21 protein-coding genes and 2 pseudogenes are annotated in these 20,060 nt (G+C 63.6%); 12 read left to right on the top strand and 11 right to left on the bottom strand.

The features are described 5' to 3' along the window. Positions 1 to 24 precede the first annotated feature (24 nt). Positions 25 to 189 carry a hypothetical protein gene (locus CH306_RS29120; RefSeq protein WP_155290797.1) on the bottom strand — a complete coding sequence of 55 codons (165 nt, stop codon included), beginning with the start codon at positions 187 to 189 and terminating at the stop codon, positions 25 to 27. Between the two features lie 223 nt (positions 190 to 412). Here CH306_RS29120 and CH306_RS16320 point away from each other — a divergent pair, with 223 nt between their 5' ends. The 5 genes from CH306_RS16320 to CH306_RS16300 all read left to right on the top strand — a co-directional run bounded on the left by CH306_RS16320 (position 413) and on the right by CH306_RS16300 (position 4,583). Next, complete coding sequence (locus CH306_RS16320) at positions 413 to 1,354, top strand: UbiA family prenyltransferase (RefSeq protein WP_179272870.1); 942 nt, start codon at positions 413 to 415, stop codon at positions 1,352 to 1,354. A 240-nt stretch (positions 1,355 to 1,594) separates the two neighbouring features. Beyond that, positions 1,595 to 2,674, top strand: a complete 1,080-nt coding sequence (locus CH306_RS16315) for a sensor histidine kinase (RefSeq protein WP_094630816.1) — start codon at positions 1,595 to 1,597, stop codon at positions 2,672 to 2,674. Continuing rightward, complete coding sequence (locus CH306_RS16310) at positions 2,671 to 3,318, top strand: response regulator transcription factor (protein ID WP_032395107.1); 648 nt, start codon at positions 2,671 to 2,673, stop codon at positions 3,316 to 3,318. Before CH306_RS16315 ends, CH306_RS16310 begins: the two co-directional genes overlap by 4 nt. Positions 3,319 to 3,369: 51 nt before the next feature. Next, positions 3,370 to 3,666, top strand: a complete 297-nt coding sequence (locus tag CH306_RS16305) for an antibiotic biosynthesis monooxygenase family protein (RefSeq protein WP_094647130.1) — start codon at positions 3,370 to 3,372, stop codon at positions 3,664 to 3,666. 47 nt (positions 3,667 to 3,713) lie between these two features. Next, positions 3,714 to 4,583: an alpha/beta fold hydrolase gene (locus tag CH306_RS16300; protein ID WP_094630820.1), complete on the top strand. Its 870-nt coding sequence runs from the start codon at positions 3,714 to 3,716 to the stop codon at positions 4,581 to 4,583. Here CH306_RS16300 and CH306_RS16295 read toward each other — a convergent pair. Continuing rightward, positions 4,580 to 5,932, bottom strand: coding sequence for a cytochrome P450 (locus CH306_RS16295; RefSeq protein ID WP_094630822.1), 1,353 nt, complete (start codon positions 5,930 to 5,932; stop codon positions 4,580 to 4,582). The two genes, CH306_RS16300 and CH306_RS16295, sit on opposite strands and share 4 nt — an antisense overlap. 85 nt (positions 5,933 to 6,017) lie before the next feature. On the opposite strand from CH306_RS16295, the gene CH306_RS16290 reads away from it, so the two are divergent. Further along, the gene (locus CH306_RS16290) at positions 6,018 to 6,635 is read left to right on the top strand and encodes a TetR/AcrR family transcriptional regulator (protein ID WP_032394963.1); all 618 of its coding nucleotides are present in this window, start codon (positions 6,018 to 6,020) and stop codon (positions 6,633 to 6,635) included. Between the two features lie 73 nt (positions 6,636 to 6,708). On the opposite strand, the gene CH306_RS16285 is transcribed toward CH306_RS16290, so the two are convergent. The 6 genes from CH306_RS16285 to CH306_RS16260 all read right to left on the bottom strand — a co-directional run bounded on the left by CH306_RS16285 (position 6,709) and on the right by CH306_RS16260 (position 14,373). Continuing rightward, positions 6,709 to 8,073 carry an acetamidase/formamidase family protein gene (locus CH306_RS16285; protein ID WP_094630823.1) on the bottom strand — a complete coding sequence of 455 codons (1,365 nt, stop codon included), beginning with the start codon at positions 8,071 to 8,073 and terminating at the stop codon, positions 6,709 to 6,711. Between the two features lie 94 nt (positions 8,074 to 8,167). Beyond that, positions 8,168 to 8,608 (bottom strand): hypothetical protein, encoded by a 441-nt coding sequence (locus CH306_RS16280; protein ID WP_141214703.1) that lies wholly within the window; start codon positions 8,606 to 8,608, stop codon positions 8,168 to 8,170. A gap of 212 nt (positions 8,609 to 8,820) precedes the next feature. After that, positions 8,821 to 10,509, bottom strand: coding sequence for an ABC transporter family substrate-binding protein (locus tag CH306_RS16275; protein ID WP_141214702.1), 1,689 nt, complete (start codon positions 10,507 to 10,509; stop codon positions 8,821 to 8,823). A 37-nt stretch (positions 10,510 to 10,546) separates the two neighbouring features. Next, entirely contained in the window at positions 10,547 to 12,448 is a 1,902-nt protein-coding gene (locus tag CH306_RS16270) for a dipeptide ABC transporter ATP-binding protein (RefSeq protein WP_094647129.1), read from the bottom strand. After that, positions 12,441 to 13,361, bottom strand: coding sequence for an ABC transporter permease (locus CH306_RS16265; RefSeq protein ID WP_045199361.1), 921 nt, complete (start codon positions 13,359 to 13,361; stop codon positions 12,441 to 12,443). Before CH306_RS16265 ends, CH306_RS16270 begins: the two co-directional genes overlap by 8 nt. A gap of 31 nt (positions 13,362 to 13,392) precedes the next feature. Next, positions 13,393 to 14,373, bottom strand: coding sequence for an ABC transporter permease (locus CH306_RS16260; protein WP_094647128.1), 981 nt, complete (start codon positions 14,371 to 14,373; stop codon positions 13,393 to 13,395). Positions 14,374 to 14,693: 320 nt separating this feature from the next. Between CH306_RS16260 and CH306_RS29510 the strand changes: the two genes are divergently transcribed. Beyond that, positions 14,694 to 15,650 (top strand): hypothetical protein, encoded by a 957-nt coding sequence (locus CH306_RS29510; protein WP_256981180.1) that lies wholly within the window; start codon positions 14,694 to 14,696, stop codon positions 15,648 to 15,650. Then, positions 15,647 to 16,309 (top strand): hypothetical protein, encoded by a 663-nt coding sequence (locus CH306_RS16250; protein WP_094647127.1) that lies wholly within the window; start codon positions 15,647 to 15,649, stop codon positions 16,307 to 16,309. Before CH306_RS29510 ends, CH306_RS16250 begins: the two co-directional genes overlap by 4 nt. Here the strand turns inward: CH306_RS16250 and CH306_RS16245 are convergent. Further along, complete coding sequence (locus CH306_RS16245) at positions 16,242 to 17,510, bottom strand: DUF4185 domain-containing protein (protein WP_094630884.1); 1,269 nt, start codon at positions 17,508 to 17,510, stop codon at positions 16,242 to 16,244. The genes CH306_RS16250 and CH306_RS16245 overlap by 68 nt on opposite strands. Before the next feature lie 142 nt (positions 17,511 to 17,652). After that, on the bottom strand, positions 17,653 to 18,135 hold the full coding sequence (locus tag CH306_RS16240; protein ID WP_218829219.1) for a DUF6992 family protein: 483 nt from the start codon (positions 18,133 to 18,135) through the stop codon (positions 17,653 to 17,655). A gap of 39 nt (positions 18,136 to 18,174) precedes the next feature. On the opposite strand from CH306_RS16240, the gene CH306_RS16235 reads away from it, so the two are divergent. Both CH306_RS16235 and CH306_RS16230 read left to right on the top strand, forming a co-directional pair. Continuing rightward, positions 18,175 to 18,507, top strand: a complete 333-nt coding sequence (locus tag CH306_RS16235; RefSeq protein WP_094647348.1) for a hypothetical protein — start codon at positions 18,175 to 18,177, stop codon at positions 18,505 to 18,507. After that, the gene (locus CH306_RS16230) at positions 18,507 to 18,947 is read left to right on the top strand and encodes a hypothetical protein (RefSeq protein WP_094647126.1); all 441 of its coding nucleotides are present in this window, start codon (positions 18,507 to 18,509) and stop codon (positions 18,945 to 18,947) included. The genes CH306_RS16235 and CH306_RS16230 overlap by 1 nt, the downstream gene beginning before the upstream one ends. Positions 18,948 to 18,960: 13 nt before the next feature. Here CH306_RS16230 and CH306_RS16225 read toward each other — a convergent pair. Next, positions 18,961 to 19,526: pseudogene (locus tag CH306_RS16225) on the bottom strand (peptide deformylase). Here CH306_RS16225 and CH306_RS29505 point away from each other — a divergent pair. Continuing rightward, a pseudogene (locus CH306_RS29505) lies at positions 19,525 to 19,677 on the top strand (DUF2256 domain-containing protein); the annotation flags it as partial. The pseudogenes CH306_RS16225 and CH306_RS29505 overlap by 2 nt on opposite strands. A gap of 15 nt (positions 19,678 to 19,692) precedes the next feature. Next, positions 19,693 to 19,944 (top strand): DUF3253 domain-containing protein, encoded by a 252-nt coding sequence (locus CH306_RS29500; protein ID WP_230596286.1) that lies wholly within the window; start codon positions 19,693 to 19,695, stop codon positions 19,942 to 19,944. Positions 19,945 to 20,060 lie beyond the last annotated feature (116 nt).

Below are 20,060 nucleotides of genomic sequence, written 5' to 3'. Positions count from 1 at the left end.
GGGCTACAGCTCGAATCCGGGGTTCTACTCCGCCGGGTCGTTCTCTGTCGGCAAGGTTCGGTGATCGGCCGAGCGGGGTGCCGTCTGGCGTCCGCGTACCAGGACCACCAGTGCAACCACGACCACCACGATGATGATCGCGATGAAAGCCATCCATCCCAAAGCCAACCAGACGTAGTCCGTGTTCACGTGCATTCCACCTTCGTAGGCCGATGAGAGTCGGCGACTGTCGTTCTCGTACGCCGGGTTCCGATTCCGTCGAATGCGGTGTTACGACTCGAAAGTTAAGTGGCAGAACACCGAAAGCCAATGGGGTCGCCGCGAAGGTGCACCTCCCACTACGACCAAGGTCGTAGTGGACTACGACCCTCGGGCAATGGACGTGAGCCACCCGGCCGTAGACGATCGACGCATGGCCACCGCTAGTGGAACAGTCGGTCCCCGCACTGCATCACCGCGTCATCTCGTCGCCGTCGGTGCGCCCGATCGGTCACTGCGGTCATCGATTCGATCTGCCTGGTCCGAAGCTCGACCCGCAGTGCAGATCATCTTTCAGCTTCGGCTGATCGCGGTGGTCGCCGTGGCGTCGCTCGACGCCGGAGCTGCTCCCCGGTGGACGGCCGCCGCACTGTGCTGTGCGGGATGGCTGTGCCTCACGTGGTCGATCTACCTGCTCAACGGTCTCGCCGACCGCATCGAGGACCGGGTGAACGGATCAATGCGACCGATTGCGCAGGGCACACTCGATGCGGGAGTGGCTCGCCGGTTCGTAACTGTTCTGGCGTGCGTGGGTATGGTTCTGTGCTTGTCGGCCGGCCGGCCGGTTCTGATGTCGGCGCTCGTCATGCTCGCCCTGGGCTTTCTGTATTCCGTCGGGCCCGCGCCGTTGAAGAACAGAGTGTGGGGGGTCCAGGTCGCGGTGTTCGGAGGCGGGCTCACAACTTACGCTGCCGGAGTGTGTGCGGCCGGCACCGAGGTCACGCCTGCCGTGATCGTATTCGCGATCGCGATGTCGGCGTGGATGGGTGTTGGCGGTCTGGCCAAGGACGTCTCCGACGTCGACGGCGACAGGGCCGCCGGACGGTCGACGCTGGCGATGTGGAGCGAACGTGGCACCTGCCTGGTCATCGCGTCGGCGGCCGGAGCCATCTGCGTCGGATTCGCCGTCTCGGCGTGGGCACTCGAGGAACGACTCATCGTCCCGGCACTGGTATTGGCCTGCGGGGCAGCGGCGATTGCGGCGTTCGCTGCGGTGGGGGGATCATCACGTCGAAGGCACGCGCGCACCCCGTACACCGCCTTCATGTACTCGCAATACGGTGCGCACACGGGCGCTCTGTGCATGCTGCTGTGAGAGACGCCCGAACAACACGATTCGATTGCCGACCCGACCACGCATCGAATCACCGGTGACCCACAGGTGAACTGCTTCGAACGAAGTCTCGAACGGAAGGGCCTCGACGTGCGTGTTCATGTGCACTCGGTACCAGTTGTGCTGTTTGTCCCGCTAATATGACGCGATCGGGATCGGCGTAGCGAATCAGGCTTTCCAGGGGTCTGATCCGTCCGGTTCTCCAGGGCGGGGGCGAACGAAGTGAGTGTCGAACCGAATCGACTCGTCGAGCGGGCGGTCACGGCGTACACAGCCCTCCTCGACGGTTCGGGGAGCCCGGTGCTGACCGATCGATCGTTGCAAGTGCAGCTGACGCGTCAGGCGGAAGCCGTGGTGCGCGTCATCGCTACAGCGTTCACCGCTGTCGGCACGCCGACATCGACGCCGCCCTCGCCCGATCCGAGCGAAGCCATCGGTGAGCAGCGCGCCCGATCAGGCATTCACCCGACCCAATCGCTGGCAGCGGCCACATTGATGTTCGAGGCCCTGTTTCCCGTACTCGTCGAGGCGGTCGACCCACCGACCTCGACCGATACCGTCGTCGCGCTGGGAACCGCTCTGCAACGGGAGATCCAGGAACGCCTGGCTGTCGGATCGATCCCGTACGTCAACTATCTGCTGACAAAGCTCCTGTCCTCGCAGCAGGACGAGCGCAGCCGGATCGCCCGCGACCTACACGACCGTATTGCGCACGGAATGGGTGCCGCCCTCCAACAACTCGACCTCTACGACCACTACCGCACGCGGGATCCGGTCCGAGCCGAAGCCCACCTTTCCACTGCACGAGAGTCGATCAAGTCGAGCTTCGACAGCACTCGGCAGGTATCGGCGGATCTGTGGGTCCGGTTGGGCGGCGAATCGCTGAGCCAGTCGTTGGCGTCCTACTTGGAATCGACCGTTCCCGAAGGAACGGTCTCCGAGGTGACGGTCGCCGGGGAGGAACCGGGTCTGGCGGACGAGGTTGCTCAGGAGCTCTACCTGCTACTCCGAGAGGCGATCCGTAACGCCATCATCCATGGGAAGCCAGACGCAATCACCGTCGAACTCGCCACCCAGCGAGACAGACTGCGCGCCGTCGTCCGCGACAACGGATGCGGCTTCGACGTCGGAGCGGTCACCGCGATCAAGATCGTGGGCGGACTGGCGTCGATCCGCGAACGCGCCGAGTTGCTCGGGGGGCGCGCTGTCATCACGGCCGATCCAGGATGCGGGACCACGGTCGAGGTTCAGCTGCCGTTGCTCGACCGCACCGCCGAATCGCTCGGGAGGACTCGGTGGTGACCGGGCACGCCATCCGTGTGATCCTCGCCGACGACCACACACTCTTTCGAGACGGTCTCGCAGCGTTGATCGAGACCGACCCCGCATTCAAGGTGGTCGCGCAGTGCCCGGACGGAACGACCGCCATCGAGGTCATCACCCGAGACGTTCCGGACATCGCCGTGGTCGACATCGAAATGCCGGGCCCAGGAGCACACGCGGTCGTCACGGCAATTCGCGCCGCAGCACCGACCGTCTCGATCGTCGTCCTGTCGATGCACCAGGATGCCGAACTGTTGCGCAGCCTCCTCGATGCCGGGGCATCGGCATTTCTGTCCAAGACCGTCGCGCGAGATCAGCTGATCGCCGGGCTCCACTCGGTCCAGCGCAGTCCGGACAACGTATTGCTGTCCACGTCTCGCGATTCGATCAGCTCCGCGCTCGACTCCGAGACGCCCGGACCGCCGAACCTGTTGTCGCCCAGAGAACTCGAAGTTCTCCACCTACTGGTCGAAGCACGTTCCAACTATCAGATCGGCCGAGAACTCGGAATCACGGAATCCACCGTCAAACGCCACCTGACCAACATCTATGCAAAGCTCGGTGCTGTCTCACGCGTGGACTGCGTCCGTAAGGCCTCAGCGTTCGGAATTCCGGGTGTCTAGAGCTCCAGACCCACCGAACCGGTTCCCGAGTCCGCCTCGCATACTGTCTCGATGATCATCGAACACGCCCTGCTGCACGTCATTCCCCACCGAACCGACGATTTCGAGGCCGCCTTCGCCGACGCGAAATCGATCATTTCCTCGATGCCGGGGTTCGTGAATCTGACACTGTCGCGGGGCATCGAGCAGCCCGATGTCTATCTTCTGCTGGTGGAATGGGAACGCCTCGAAGACCACACCGAGGGCTTCAGGAAGTCAGACCGGTACCAGGACTGGAAGACGCTGCTGCATCACTTCTACGAGCCGTTCCCCGTCGTCTCGCATTTCGACCCGATAGAGAACGCATAGGAGATAGGTTCGAGTCTCGTTCCCATCGCCGTTTCGAGGAGATAGTCGTGGCCAACGCTTCGTCGTTCGTATCCAAGCAGGACGACATCGAGATCAGCACCTACACCTGGACCACGTCCGTCGATCCGGCTCGCGGCGTCGTACAGATCGCACACGGACTCGCCGAACACGGCAGCCGCTACGCCCGCTTCGCCGCCGCTCTGAACGACGCCGGATTCCACGTCGTCGCCTCCGATCATCGCGGCCACGGAGAGTCGATCGTCGACACACCGGGCGACTTCGGGGCTGCCGCGTTCGCCGGGTTGTGGGCCGACATCGAGCAACTCGGCGAATCGTTGCTGAACGAATACCCGGACCTGCCACTGTTCCTGTTCGCACATTCGATGGGATCCTTTGCCGCGCAGCATGTTCTGATCGAGCGCTCGGATCTCTACGAGGGCGTGGTGCTGTCGGGTTCGACCACGCTCGACATCCTCGCCGCCGGCATGGCCGACGCTCCAGCTGGTGACCTCAGTGTCTTCAACGCCGCCTTCGAGCACCGCACCGGGTACGAGTGGCTCTCGCGCGACGAGGCCGAAGTCGATGCCTACGTCGCCGACCCGCTGTGCGGCTTCGACCTCCCCGAGTCGACGGTCCCTGCCTTGTTCGGTGAGGCCGACAAGCTCGCCGATCCACACAACCTCGAGCAGATCCGCTCCGACCTGCCACTCCTGATCACGTCGGGAACCGACGACCCGCTCGCCGACGGCGGACAGTTGATCGAAACCCTCGCTGCCCGGTACCGCCAGGCCGGCATGAGCGACGTGACCGTCACTCTGTACCCCGGTGCCCGCCACGAGATTCTCAACGAGACGAACCGTGACGAGGTCACCGCGAACATCATCGGCTGGCTCACCGACCGCGCCGGAAAGATCTAGCGCTTTCGTAGCTGCACGGGCTGCCCGTCCTCCGGGAAGGGCAGCGACGTGAAGTTCAGCGGCGCAACGTAATCGGGATCGACCGACCAATCGAATCGCAGCAGCAGGTGGTGCATGATCGTCTTGATCTCGGCACCCGCGAAGAACATGCCGATGCACTTGTGCACTCCGCCGCCGAACGGCTCCCACGCGTAGCGGTGCACCTTGTCCTCTCGGCGGTCGTCGGCGAACCGGCCGGGGTCGAACTTCTCGGGTTCCGGCCAGTACTGCTCCATGTGGTGCGTGAAGTGCGGCGCGACCGACGCGTACGTCCCCGCGGGTACGAACCTCCCCTGCACCTCGGTGTCTTTGACAGCGCGTCGCGCCACCACCGGAGTGGGCGAGACCAACCGCAGGCATTCCTTCATCACCAGATCGACACCGTGCAGTTCGTCGAGTTGCGCGAGCGTCGGCGCATCGGTGCCGAGGGCCTCGGACTCCGCGCGGCACTTGTCCTGCCACTCGGGGTGTTGCCCGAGGTACTGCATCATCGTCGACAGCGTGATCGTCGACGTGTCGTGCGCAGCCATCAGCAGGAAGATCATGTGGTCGATCACTTCCTCGTCGGAGAATCGCTCGCCGTCGTTCCCCTCGATGTGGCACAGGACCGAGAACAGGTCGTCGGTTTCGGTGGCGCGCCGCGACGGAAGGTAGCGCCGGAAGAACTGCTCGAGCATGGCGCGGCCATCGAGGCCACGCTTCCACCGCGTTCCCGGAACTCGATAGCGCACGATCGACGTCGCAGCCTGAACGCACGCCACGAAACTCGAGTTGAGCTCGGCTATCTCGGCTTCAGTGCTGCCCTCGGCACCGCCCATGAAGATGCTCGTCGCCACCTCCAGGGTCAGCGCTTTGAGCGCCGGGTAGACCTGGACGTCGCGCCCGCCCTGCCACGCGTCCAAACCGGTTGCGGTGACAGGATTCAACGCCTCGACGGATTTGGTGAGCCGGTCCCTCGTGAAGGCCTGCTGCATGATTCGTCGGTGCTTCAGGTGCTCGTCGGAGTCCAGCAGCATCAACCCACCGTGGAAGAACGGGCCGATCAGCAGGGACCAGCCGTCACCGTTCGCAAACGCCTTGTCGGCGTTCTGCAACACCTCTTGGCATGCGTCCGGACCGAGAACGGTGATCCACTTCTGCCCGGCCATCGTCAGCCACGACACCTCGCCGTACTTCTCCCACCGACTCCCGAGCAGTTTCAGGGGGTCTCGGATGTATTCGAGTGTGTGCCCCACGACGGGTATGCCGCCGTCACCGTATACCGGTTGGAGCGCTGAATCAGCAGGGGGAGCAGCCAGAGCACGTGCCATTGTCGACCTCCGTCAATCTGACAGAGCGTCCTGTCAGATGAGATGTAGTCTGCGTCACACCCGCTTCCTCTGTCAAGATCTACCCATGGCTTCCCCGACGCGCAGGTACAACGGCATGAGTGCCGACGACCGCACCGCCGACCGTCGCGCGCGGTTGCTCGAAGCCGGACTCGAAGTGTTCTCCACGGCCGGTGCCCAGAACACGACCATGACCGCGATCTGCGCGGAGGCGAAACTGACCGAGCGCTACTTCTACCAAAGCTTCTCCGGCAAAGAGGATTTGCTCGAGAAGGTGGTCGAGTCGGTATCCGACGAGATCCGGGCAGCGGCTATGGACGCGTTGCACTCCCCGGCCCCCACCGTCGAGGAACAGGTGCGCAACGCCATAGCAGCGTTCGTCGGCGTGCTCACCGACGACCGCCGCAAGGGACGCGTCGCGATGATCGAGTCACTGGCCGTCGACTCACTGCGGGATTATCGACGAAAGTCCATGCGCGCGTTCGCCCATCTGGTGGCCGAGCAGTCACGTGAACTGTTCGGCGAACAGGCCTGGCCGCAACCACAATCCGAGATCAACGGCCTGCTGTTCATCGGCGGACTCGCCGAACTGGTCATCGCGTGGTTGAACGACGAAATCGACATCGCCCCTGCCGACATCGTCGACGCCGCAACACGTCATTTCATCGCGACGGCACACCGCTGAGGTGCCTTCGGCAGTGGCGTGTTCAGGTGCCGCGGAAGGCACTTATTCGCACCACTGCGCCGAAGGCGCACTCCTATCGGTCGAAGTGCGCCTTCGAGATCTGGCCGTGCACGCCGACCGTCTTGTCGACCACCTGCGAGACGGTGAAGTTCGCGGCCGCGGAAAGGTAGGCATAGGCCGTCGCCCGGTCCATGCCGAGGTCGCTCTCGAGGAAGTCGAGCGCGTTGACCACTGCGCGACGCATGGCTGCGTTCAGGTCCGAACTCTGACCGCCGACGGCACCGTCCGGATCGGACAGGCCGATCGGAATCCATGAATCCTCGTTCTCGGCAAAGGGATACGAGTATGCGACGGACGGGGCATCACCGCTACCCGCCTTGCAGACCGTCAGACGGAAGGTGCCGCGCAGGGAACCCTCCATCGCCGTCAGTGCGACCTCCCCGTCGCCCATCGCCATGTGCGGATCGCCGACGTAGAACAACGCACCCTCTGCGAACACCGGGAGGTAGAACGTCGACCCGACGCCGAGCAGGCCGACATCGATGTTGCCGCCGCCGAGCGTCGGGGGAATCGAATTCGCATTCGGTGATGTCAGGCCCGGGTCGCTGGCGAAGGCAACACCCATCATGCCCATGAAGGGACGCAGCGGAAAGCGTACGGCCGCATCGCCGTACCGCATCACACCCTGCCCGTCCTCGACGGCGGTGAACGTGGAGATATTGCCGTACTGCGTCGGGTCACCCGAGGTCCTGCCGTCGCTCGCGATCGGAGGCATCACCTCGTCCAGGCTGATCCCCGCTGGTGCCTCACCGGACGCAGTGACCGCCAGCGAGCCCTTGCCGTGTCTGCTCGACACCACGCCGTACGGAACGCGGGGGATCGCCTCCAGCGTCTCGATCTTGAGTACATCCCCGCGCTGCGCGCCTTCGACGAACACCGGACCCGTCACCACATGAGGGCCGTCGACGTCGAAGTTACGGACCGTGCGGTCGTACCCGCCCGCGATGTCGATGGCGTCCTGCAGCACGTCGGATTCCGATACGCCCTTGCTGCCGAAGAATTCGACGGGATCGCGACCCTGATCTTCGAGAATTCCTTCGTGGCTGAGCGCGTCGATAGTCACCGTCTCGCCGGACTTCATCTGCAGCACCGACTCGGACTCGACCGTCGGGACGTACCCCCACAGGACCTTGTCGACTTCGGAACTCAGATAGTGATCGCCGGAGATGTCGCCTGATCCGGGCTGAAGAATGCCGACCGGTGCAGGTGCCGACGAACTCGCGGCGGCGGTGGTGGTGGACGACGACGACGACGAACACGCTGCCGTTCCGGCAATTCCGACGCCTGCGCCCAATGCCGCCACCGCCTGGATGAATCCACGTCGACCGATTCCCTTGGTGATCGTCTCCGCTGCCTGCTCCGCCATCGACCGCGCCATGATGCCTCCTGAATTGTCCGAATCTCGAACGTAGACCGAGGGTGTTTCTCGGCAGTTACGAACATGCGTCGGACGAAGTACTCGGCAGGACGGCTCAGCTGGGATCGCTTCCACCGATCGCCGACCACCAGAGCGCAGTGACCGCAGCCAGAACGGTGACGGCTACGAACTCGGCCAATCCCCCGCCGTCGACGACCAGCCACAGCAGACCGATGAACGGGCCGGCCACTGCGGCAGGGGCGTCGAGCATGATTCGGCGGCGTAGCGATCCGAATCTTTCACTGCGCGTATGCAGATCGACGTCGTTGAGGCGAGGGGCATCGAGGGGTGTGCCGGGAGGTAACGACGTGCGATGCCGCCCCGACGGCACGGCGAGAATCCCCGGTTCCACGACGAAAGCACGCCGACCGAAGATCGACCTGCTCACGGTCGCGGCGGCGTCGGGAACGATTGCCAGCAGCCCGGTGTGGAAGTAGACGGGGTACCAAGCCCGCCCTGTTTTCTCGTGGACCTCCAGGTAACCGCGCGACCGCATGCGGTGCTGAAACCGAACTCGCCGCACTGTGGTTCGGGCGGTCGATGTCTGTGCTGATCGCCCGGACAGGAGAGCGCACGCCACCGACCAACCCGTCCAGACGAGAACGACGAGCGCAACGAAGACACTCAGCGGTGCGATGACGACAACGGTCGATGCCGCGACAACCAACGTGGCTGCCGCGGCACCGACCGGATATCCGAGACCGTGAGCTATTTCAGGAACCCGACCTTCGACATATCGAGGTCACCGAATCCCGGAGCGCCGAAGTTGGCGAGATTCGACTTCGTCGCATAGGTGAACGGACGCTGGAACATCGTCAGGCTGTGGCCTTCGGCCCAGATCGCTTTGTCCGCTTCGTTGTAGTCGGCGATACGTGCGTCGTCGTCGAGCTCGCCCGCGGCCTTGTCGAGCAGCCCGTTGATCTCCTCGGACCCGACCTGGCCGTAGTTCTGCAATGTACTTCCGGGCGTCAAACGGAAGATGCCGTCACTGCTGGACGTGTACGGCGTTCCCTCCCAGGTGAAATGGGTGACGTCGAAAGCACCCACCAGGATGTACTTCTCGAAGAAGTCGTCCGACGGCACCGCATCGATGATGAGGTTGGCACCGACAGCCTTGAGGTTCTGCTGGATGATCTGCGCTTCCTGCGTCGCGTTCGGAGTGTCCGCCGGAATGATGTCGTGCAGATCGAGCTGCTGACCGTCCTTGGAGCGGAACTCGCCGTTCATCGTCCAACCGGCGGCCTCGAGCTCGGACTTCGCCTTCTCCGGGTCGAACGTGATGTCGCCGTTGTTCGCCTGGTAGCCCTTCTGTCCGTCGACGTAAATGTGACTGTTGAGCACCGTCGGGTTCGAGGTGATCTGGCCGAGCTGCGAGGTGGCCAGGTAATCGCGGTCGATCGCCTTCATCAGAGCCAACCGGACCGCCTTGTCCGACGTGATGCGCCCGGGAGCACCGTTGAAGTCGAAGTGGCGGTACTGAGACCCGAGGCTCTGCCGCAGGTCGACGTTCGGGATACCACGGGCGACCTTGAATGCATCTGCGCTGCTCCCCAGTTCGTAGTAGTCGATCTCGCCGCTCTGCAATGCGCCGACGGACGCTGTCGAATCGAGTGGGAGGTAAGTGATGGTGTCGAGCACTGCGGGATTTTCGCCCCACCAGTCCGGGTTGCGCTCGGCAACAATGCGCTTGCCACCGGGCTCGATGGTCCGGATCCGGAACGGGCCTGCGGTGGCAGGCATCGTGCTCACAGATCCGGTGTTGAATGCGTCGACACTGGCCATGGACTCAGCTGGCATCAGAGGCTCGTACAACGATCGCCAGTCACCGAACTTCTCGGCAAAGGTCAGGATGACCTGCTGGTCATTCTCGCCGCGGACGACGGACTCGACCTTGTCCCAGCCAGCGGTGCTGGACGCCTCGTACGCCGGATCCTTACCGTTGTTTGCAGTCCACGTTGCCACGAGGTCTGTGTAGTCCAACGGACGCCCGGTGCTCCACTTCGCCTTTGGGTTGATGTTGTAGGTGATGACCTGCTTGCCGTCGACCTCGGACTCGGTGATGTCGGTGAAGAAATCCGTCGCGACCGTCAGGCTTGCATCGGCTGCAGCATTGAATGCTCTCGGCATCAATGCCAGGTAGTACCGTGCCGCATCGACCGTCGTGCCATCGATTTGGTAGTAGTTGTAATTGGTCGGCACCTGCGAGAGCGGGAAGTTCATGTTTCCGCCCTGCTGGAGATCGCTGATGGGATGCGGGTTTATCTGCGCTCCGCTCTCGAACGACGCAGGCGCATCGGCGTTGGGCCCGGTGTCGCCGGAGCTGCACCCCGCCACCAGTCCGACGGTAGTCACGGCCACCGCGATCGGGACCAGTGCCCGAAATAGCTTGGCTCTCATCAATTCACCTTTCTCAGTGTGCACATAACCTGCAAGGTCAGATGGCGTCGGCCAGCTGTGCGGCCTCGGCGATTCGGGCTCGTTGGAGCACCGGATCGGGGATGGGGATGGCTTTCAGGAGAGCCCGTGTGTACGGGTCCTCGGGTGCGTCGAAGATCTGCGCCGTCGGGCCCTTCTCCACGAACACCCCGTTGCGCATCACCGCTACTTCGTCGGCAAGATGACGCACCACCGACAGGTCGTGCGAGACGAACAGATACGCCAGACCGAGCTCCTCCTGCAGATCCTGGAGCAGGTTCAGCACGCCCGCCTGGATCGACACGTCGAGCGCGGACACCGGCTCGTCGAGCACCAGGATCGACGGTTTGAGCGCCAAAGCCCGTGCAATGCCGACACGTTGACGCTGCCCGCCGGAGAACTGGGTGGGATACCGATCGGCGAGCTCGGGACGCATTCCGACGGTGTCCATCAGTTCCCGAACCCGGCGGGTGCGCTCGTCGACCGGCACGCCGTTGATCTTCAACGGCTCGGCGATGATCTCCCCCACCGGCATTCGCGGATCGAGCGAGCCCATCGGGTCCTGGAACACGATCTGGATGTGCGCGCGCAGCTTTCGTTGCTCGGCTCGGCTCAGGCCGTAAGGCTCGACTCCGTTGATTCTGATCGAGCCCTGCTGCGGCTTCACGAACTCCATGATCTCGAGCAGGGTCGTCGACTTGCCGCAGCCCGATTCGCCGACGATCGCCAAGGTGGACCCTGCGTGGACATCGAAGCTGATACCCTGCACCGCAGGCACTTCGCCCGCGCGTCGACGCAGTACCGAACCCTTGAACATGGGGTAGCTCTTGTGCAGATCGGTCACCGACAATACCGGAGCATCCTTCGGCACGGTCACCACCAATTCGGCCGGTGCCTCCGAACGTGGAGCACCCTCGAACTCCGCCTCCACCGACTCGGCCGTCGCCGCATCGATACGGATGCACGCCGCGCTGTGATTCGGGGCAACCTGAATCAACGGTGGTTCGCCTTCGTCGCAGGCCTCCGTGTGCAGCGGGCATCGGGGCCCGAACGGGCAGCCCGTAGGGAGATTCACCAGAGCGGGCGGCGTGCCCTCGATGGGCACCAGGCGCTCCTGCGCGGGACGATCCGGGCGAGGGACCGAGCCGAGCAATCCGACGGTGTAGGGCATGGACGGGTGCGCGTACAGCTCGTCCACTGGAGCACTTTCGACGGCTCGCCCGGCGTACATGACCATGGCCCGATCGGCAACGCCGGCAACGACTCCCAGGTCGTGGGTGATGAACACGACGCCGGCTCCGGTCACGTCCCGTGCGGTCCGAAGCAGGTCGAGGATCTGCGCCTGGATCGTCACGTCGAGGGCAGTGGTGGGCTCGTCGGCGATGATGAGGTCGGGATCGTTGGCGATGGCCATCGCGATGACGACGCGTTGCCGCATACCGCCGGAGAACTCGTGCGGATACGATTTCGCCCGTGTTCTCGGATCGGCGATGCCGACCAGATCGAGCAATTCCAGGGTCCGCTCCTGGACCTTCACCTTGCTCAGTGACGGATTGTGTACCGAGATCGCCTCGGCTATCTGATCACCGATCCGGTAGATGGGCGTCAGCGCAGTCAACGGGTCCTGCGAGATCATCGCCACCGAACGCCCACGCTCACGGGACATCTCACGGTCGGACAGTCCGAGTAGCTGACGGCCGTTCAGCTCGATGGACCCGGTGACCCGTGCGGTCTGCGGAAGCAACCCCATAACGGCCAGGGACGACACCGACTTACCGGAGCCGGATTCGCCGACGATGGCCATGACCTCGCCCTTGTCGACCTGATAGTCCAGTCCGCGGACCGCGGTGACGCGGCCTTCCTCACTCGGGAAGCTGACTTCGAGTCCGCTGACCTTCAACACCGGCACAGTCTCAGCCACGTGCCTGTCCCCTCGTCGAGTTCGGATCGAATGCGTCGCGCAGGCCGTCGCCGACGAAGTTCGTTGCCAGCACGATCAAGACCAGTGCGCCACAGCAGAACGCGAACAGCCACGGATAGGTCAACGCGGACGACGTACCGTCCGCGATCAGGGTTCCGAGCGAGACGTCGGGCCGCTGGACACCGAAACCGAAATAGCTCAGCGACGCCTCACCGATGATGGCGATACCCACGTTGAGCGTGACGTCGACGATGAGGATCGACGCCATCGACGGCAGCACGTGCTTCCCGATGACACTCGTCGGCGTCGCACCCATGTACTTGGCGGCACGGATGAATTCGCGCTCACGCAACGACCGCGTCATCGCACGGATGATGCGGGAGGTGATCATCCACGCGAACGCCGCGAGCAGCAACACCAGGATGAAGAAGCTCTTGTCGCGGAACAGCGGCGAGCAGATAGCGATGACCAGGAAGCTCGGGACGACGAGCAGAACATCGGCGACCCACATCAGCGCACGGTCGGTCCAACCGCCGAAGTACCCCGCCACCGCGCCGACGACGCCGGCAAGCACCGTGGAAATGAGCGCGACGAGCATGCCGATGATCAGCGACTTCTGCAGTCCACGCAGCGTCTGAGCCAGAACATCCTGCCCGATCTGGTTGGTGCCGAACCAGTGTCGTGTGGTCGGGGGCGAGTTGAGCGCGTACGCGTCGAGTTCCTCGTAGGTGAAGGGAATGAAGTGCGGGAGTACGAATGCGCCGACGAACATCGCGAGCAGCACCACGATGCCCACCAACGCAGGCCGGTTGCGCAGGAACCGGCGCAGCACCAAGCGCCTGCGTGTGATCGGAGCCGTCGAGTCGCTCGGGCCCTCGACCGCAGCGATCTCGGGAACCACAGGTGTCGCCATCGCCGATCCTTTCCTTACTCGAAGTGGTGGGTCAGTCCGCGTAGCGAACGCGTGGATCCAATGCGGCCGTGAAGATGTCGGTCAACATTCCGGAGACGAGGACCGACAGCGCGGTGAACAGCGAGACCGCGAGCGTGATGTTGATGTCCTGACTGGTGATGCCGTAGATCAGCCAGTCCCCCATGCCGTACCACCCGAAAACTCGCTCGGTGAAGGTCGCGCCGGTGATCACCGCGCCCATCCCGAACGCGAAGAGCGTCGCCATCGGGATCAATGCAGTTCGAAAGCCATGCTTGAATATCGCGCGGCCGCGGGTGAGGCCCTTGCCGCGGGCCGTACGGATGTAGTCCATGTTCAGTTCGTCGAGCATGGAACTACGCATGTAGCGGCTGTAACCACCGATGGTGAACAACATCAGGACAACGGTCGGCAACAGCAAATGCTGAGCACGGTCGATGAGTTCGTTCATCAGACCGGGAGCGAGCGTTGTCGACGTCTCACCGGTGTATTGGAAGAACTGGCTACCGGTGCTCTGATTGACCTGCACAGCAAGGTATTTGAGTACCGGTGCCAGAACCAGGATCGGGGTGCTGATGAGGATGAACGTCACGACAGTGGCGACGTGATCGAAGATCTTGTACTGCCGGACGGCACCGTACGCACCTACGAGTGTTCCCAGTACCGCGCCGAGGACGGTGCCGAGCACCACCAAACGCAGCGAGACGAGAATGCGTCGCCACAACTCGTCGTTGACGGAGCCGGCCGCGATGGTCTGACCGAAGTCACCATGAAGCACAGCCCACAGCCACTTCAGGTAGCGCAACACGGGGTTGTCGTCGAGATGCAGCGCCGCGCGTTTCGCGTCGAGTACAGCGCTCGACGGCGGCGGGTTGCGACTGAGGAGATTGGACAGCGGATCGAACGTGAGCGACGCCAGAAGGTAGGTCAGAAACGTCGCGATGAGCAGCAGGACGACGTAGTTCAGCAACCTCCGCGCAAGATAACCGCCCACGCGCAACCACCTTCCATCGAGCACCACGGCCGTGCCCGATGGCACTGCTCTCGGCATTGTTCACACCGCGTGTTACCTGCTTGTTTCGTTAGCGATGGAAACAGACATTCCACAAGATAGCACCACGAATTCAACTTTCGTTCACGGTAGCGGAAGTACTTCCGGTACATCGGACAATGCGGAACACGCGGTGCCAGAACAAGTCTGAACATCCAGTTTACGAAGGTTCACCTAAATCATTGGTTTCTGGAACGAATTCCCGACATTGCGGACACGGCCGAAAATAGGTGCTTTCGACGCACATCGGTAGATTCACAGCCATGCCGACAGCTTCCACATCCGACGGATTCACCTTCGAGCGATACGACGTCATCGACGCCGGATCCATCGCCACGGTCTTCGCGGCCAAGGAACACCGAGCCGGGCTGTACGTTCTGCACTTCGCCGACAACGAGGCCTACGTCGGGTACTCCGACTCGGTGGCGGCACAGTTCATCGCCGACCTCGACGCGTGGACCGATATCGAAGCACTCGACTTCGCAGCCGGGACTGCCGATCAGCTCGAGCAGTTGCGAGATCTCGTGTCGCACCTGACCCGTCTACGTGAACGCCCCTCGGAGCCGGCCTCCCTGGGCGACGTTCCGAGCGCGAAATCTGCGCTGCCGAAGGAAAGGGCCAAGCGGGCGACATTGCTCGACACGTCCGTCGGCAAGGCGCGCAAGCAGTTCTGGGAACTGTCCGACCACATCGCATACCCGGCCATCCGCAGCATCGTGGCCGACTACATCAACTCTTCGATCCCCGACCCGGCGAACACCGCGAAGTACCTGTGGCAGATCGCCGCCCTGTCCGACGAACACGTCGACACCGGGCCTCGGCGCTTGCTGACGCTGACGTGCGGCGGCTTCGAGACGCTGCGCGTCGACGAGATCGTGCACGACGACGACACGATCGAACTCGACCTGCGCATCAACACCAACGTTCCGCGCGACCGGACCGACGAGCAACTCGAGGTCTCCAACGAGACCGTCAGCGCCGGGCGCGGCCCCTACCGGGACGAACGTGTGTGGTCGTGGTCGATCGACCTCGGTGCCTTGCTGGAAGAAGACGTGGACGTCGACCTGGGGATCGACGACGACACGTTCGACGACCTCGCCTACGGCCTCAACGCCAGGCTGATGCGATCCGGCAACTCGACGGGCGCAGCGTCACACAACCACGACCTCGCGGCCGACCTGCTCGCCGAGGCATACCGGCAGCTGTTCGAGACCGAGTGAACGGTCGGCTCTGGTACGTCTCGTACGGGTCGAATCTCCTGCGCGAGAGGTTTTTCAGCTACCTGACGGGATCCGAGGAAAGCTCCGAATTCGGTGCGCACCCACCGGCACCCTCGACAGCGTTGCCTGCCGGGGAAAAATGGCTGTGGATCGACTATCCGCTGTACTTCGCCGGAGTCTCGCGGCGCTGGACCGGAGCGTCCGCGTTCGTCTCGACGACGGCAGATGCCGCGAATCGGTCTGTAGCACATGGCTATCTACTCGACCGCGTCCAGTTCGCTCACCTGGCTGCCGTCGAGAACGTCGTCGCATCCATCGATGTCGGGGGGACGGAGACACTTGCCATCGGACAATGGTCGCAGCTGGCAGTGGATCGCGAAGGTGAGAGCTTCCGTGGGAAATACGATGCACTACTCCGACTTCCGGACATCGACGGACGACCTGCGTTCACGCTGACAAGTTCGATCGCCCGAGAGCCCGGCGGACCGTCGAGCAGATATCTCTCGACGATCCGGCGCGGATTACTTTCCGCCCCGGAAGATCTCGAGGTGGATGCCTACCTGCAGGCGGCGATCGAACGCTCCGCGGAGATCACTTCAGCGCGTCGAGATTCGTCTTCAACAGCAGCACGTTGTAGTCCGACCACCGAGAAGCAGTGAAGTACAGGTCTTTTCCGCTCGACATCGGGTGAATGAACGGCGCGTAGATTCCGCCGGCGGTCTGATTGGCATCGAGGATGGTCCTCGGCGCACTCCAGGGCCCCTCGGGATTGTCGGCAGTGCGAGCGACCAATGTGCGTGTGTTCTCGTCCCCGTACATCATCACGTAGCGGCCGAGGTAGTCGTTCCATGCAACCGACATCTCACTGACCGGGCCCTTGACGATCGCAACGGTGTCGCCGATGTTCTTCGACCACTGCTTCGTCGGATCCGGATCCTGCGTCGAATACTCGTACGCGTCGAGATTCTCGATCTCGCTCGGTGCCACCCGTGAGACGAAGGCATCGCCGAATCGTCCGTTGGGTGTGCCGAACTGATACAGGTACTTGCCGTCTCGACCCAGCACGTACGCGCTCTGCTGGAACTTGCCCTGGCTTTCGTGGACGTTGGTGAAGCCCGGAATGGTGACACCCTTGTTGACGCGGATCGTCTTGGGGTCGGTCGACCAATTCTGACCGTTGTCAGTGGATTTCGCCGTCGCCGAGTAGTTCGTGATCCAGCGCCCGGGGCTGCCCCAGCTCTGCACCGACATGTAGTTGATGTACTGGGTGTTGCCGATCGCTATGGCCGCCGTGGGAATCGTCGTGTCCTCGACGCTGGGCAGCTTTGCGCTGGAGATGATCTCGGCTGCATAGTTGGGACTACCGGCCCGCACGACGGCACCGGAGGTGTTGTCCGCGGGGTCGGCTGGACCGATCTCGACTCCCTGCGCCAGATTCGTCGACGCCTTGTCCGACCGGAAGAGCGCGTTGCTGCGCCACTGCGCATTTCCGGAGGAGCAGTCTCCGAACGTGTCACCGAACGCCATCAGGATCTGGCCGGCCCCGTTGTCCCAACTGATCCCGAGGTCGGTGCCGGACATCGCGAGGTCGTTGTAGGTGTTGTTCACGCTCTGCGGACCGGTGACCCAGGCGATGCTCTGGGTGTTGCCGGTGATCCGAGGCAGCGGCCCCTGAGGGCCTTGCGGGTTCTTGCCCGACATCCCGGCGCTGCCCGACGACCCGAACAGCGGAGACGAGCCCGGCCCACCGAGCCCACCGCACGGTTCGGCCGACACGGTGGGCGCGGTCAGAGCGCTGAGTCCGCTCACTGCCAGTGCCAGGACAGCCCCGACAGCAATCTGCCGACTACGTACACGCATGGACGAACCCACCGTTTCCCGTGTGACCCACGATACTGATGTGACTGATGGGACGAGTGTTACGCAAATCTACTGATCGCGCAACAAATCAGACGTGTCGGTACTTGACAAAACGCCAACGGCGAGAATGACACTCGTGTGATTAGCCGGCAATCATGCGGGCGTGTGTCGTGTCCAATGCGAGAAGCGCAGCGCCCTGCACGACGACGGCAGAGCCGTGGCCCAGCGCCTGGTCAGCGGTGATCCGGCCGCCGAACCGAGGCTTTCTGACGGCGATGTGCGCGCCGGTCGCGACGTAGAGGACGTCGAGACCGGCATTGATCCACAGCAGCCGGCTCAAGCTCGCGGCAGTCGGAGGCTTCGAGCTCAGCGCGCCCACACCCGCGATCGCCAGATCGATCGCACCCCACCCCGCAGTCTGCTGACCGAACGCCCGCCGGGCAGGCGACGACCCGCGCAACGCCAACACCGTTCCGACGAGCACACTTCCACCGCCCCACATCGCGAGACGACGGCCGAGCCGCTGGGCAACGATGGGCGCTTCGAGTGCTGTCATGGACTCCAGTGTGCCGCGTTCGAGGAAGGAGCCGGTTCGTAACGCGCGGTCGGTTGCGGCCGATCCCATGAGCACTGAGTAGTCGTGCTCGAAACGAACGGAGCCACCATGCCGAAAAAGATCCTCGCCGGAGTCGCGCTGGCGATCGGCGGCGCAGTGCTCGTCGCGCCGACAGCCTCCGCCGCTCCCGACGACAACCCGTTCGGGCCCAAGGACTCCACCTCGAGTTTCGTCAGCGCCTTCGACCCTGCGGCATACGGTGCGGCGAGCACAAAATCGTTGATCGTCAGCCCGTTCGGCACGAGTCGGCAGATCGATTGTTGGTCGTTTCACGCCCGCGGTTCGTGCTCCCAGAACGGCCGGGTCCTGACGGAGATCCGAATCCCGGCCGGATCCTCGGAGTGGGACTACCGGATGCTCTACGTCTACAACCCGTTCTGATGATCGTCGGCCGTGTGCTCTGCGGACTGACTCTGGTCATGCTCACCGGTTGTACCGCAACGAAACCCGAGCCGGGCATCGACGCCGCGGTAAACGTTGCGCCGTCGTCGTTCCCGCCCCCTCCTCCCTCCGTCGCGCCCACAGCCATCCCTACCCAGGAGGAAGCGACCGCCATCTTCCGTACCGTTTTCGACTGGACCGCAGAGCGGTCCGACCGCGCCGACGCGCTCGAAGGCACACTCGAGGAGAACGCAGCGTTGTTCGACAGCGGCGGGGTCATGTCGGACGTGACGTTCGACCGCGTCGACGCCGTAGCACCCGGACGGGTGGAGGCGAGCGGCACTCCCGTCGGGCGAGTGTCCTCGATCGGTTTCGTTGTCTCCGAGGGCCGTTGGACGCTGGAACGCGCAGCGGCATGCGCACTCACCGGCGCGTGTTGATCGCCGGTTCGATTCACCAGCCGAACGGGTCCGCATCGGACCCGGGCAGCCAACTGTTGCCGGGGCGGACCCATCCTCGTGCCTTGATCATCTTCTTCGCAGCACGCTGATTGCGGCCGATCAGGCGGTCGAGGTACAGGTGACCGGCCAGATGGTCGGACTCGTGCTGCAGACACCGAGCCAGGTAACCGTGGCCCTCGACCGAGACGGGAGCGTTCTCCACATCGACACCGGTCACGCGGGCCCAGTCCGCGCGGCCGGTCGGGTACCGCTCCCCCGGTACCGACAGACACCCTTCACCGTCTCCGGGGTCCGGCATCGTCTCCGGGATCGCCGACGTCTCGAGCACTGGGTTGACCACGTGCCCGCGGTGACGGACCCCGCCGTCCCTGAGGTCGTAGACGAACACTGCACGCGGGTCGCCGACCTGGTTGGCAGCGAGTCCGGCCCCGTGCGCCGCGGTGTTGGTCTCGAACAGGTCCTTCACGAACGCCGCCAACTCGGCGTCGAACACGGTGACGGGTTCGGCGACCGTCGTCAGCCGCGGGTCACCGGCAACGAGATGGGTCGAATCGCCATGCAACGAGGTTACTGTCGAAGCATGGCTCATTCTCGTCGCTCCTCCACTGCGCAGCCCGCCGACAAGGTCTGCGCATCGTGCGGGCGGCGAATCGAGTGGCGTAGGAAGTGGGAGAAGAACTGGGATGACATCAAGTACTGCAGCGACTCTTGCCGGCGGCACAAGGTGAGCACCACCGACAAAGAACTCGAAGACAAGATCCGTTCTCTGCTCGACGCCCGGTCCCGCGACTCCACGATCTGCCCGTCCGACGTCGCACGAGCCCTGTCCGACGACGGATGGCGGGAGTTGATGGAACCGGTCCGCCGCGCCGCCCGCCGGATGGTCGACGCGGGAGAGGTCGAGATCACCCAGAAGGGATCCGTGGTCGATCCCTCGACTGCGAAGGGCCCAATCCGTATTCGTTGGAAGCGTTGACCGGCGTCGCAGAAACGTGTCGGTGGGTGGGTATAGCTTTCGTGGGGTGAAGACATGGGGGGATGTGTTCGAGCTCAAGGACCAGGAATTGGTCTCCAAGCTCGCCGACGTGTCGT

This window comes from Rhodococcus sp. 15-725-2-2b, assembly GCF_002259075.1.
Classification (GTDB): Bacteria; Actinomycetota; Actinomycetes; order Mycobacteriales; family Mycobacteriaceae; genus Rhodococcoides.
This window is presented reverse-complemented; position numbering and strand designations above follow the sequence as displayed.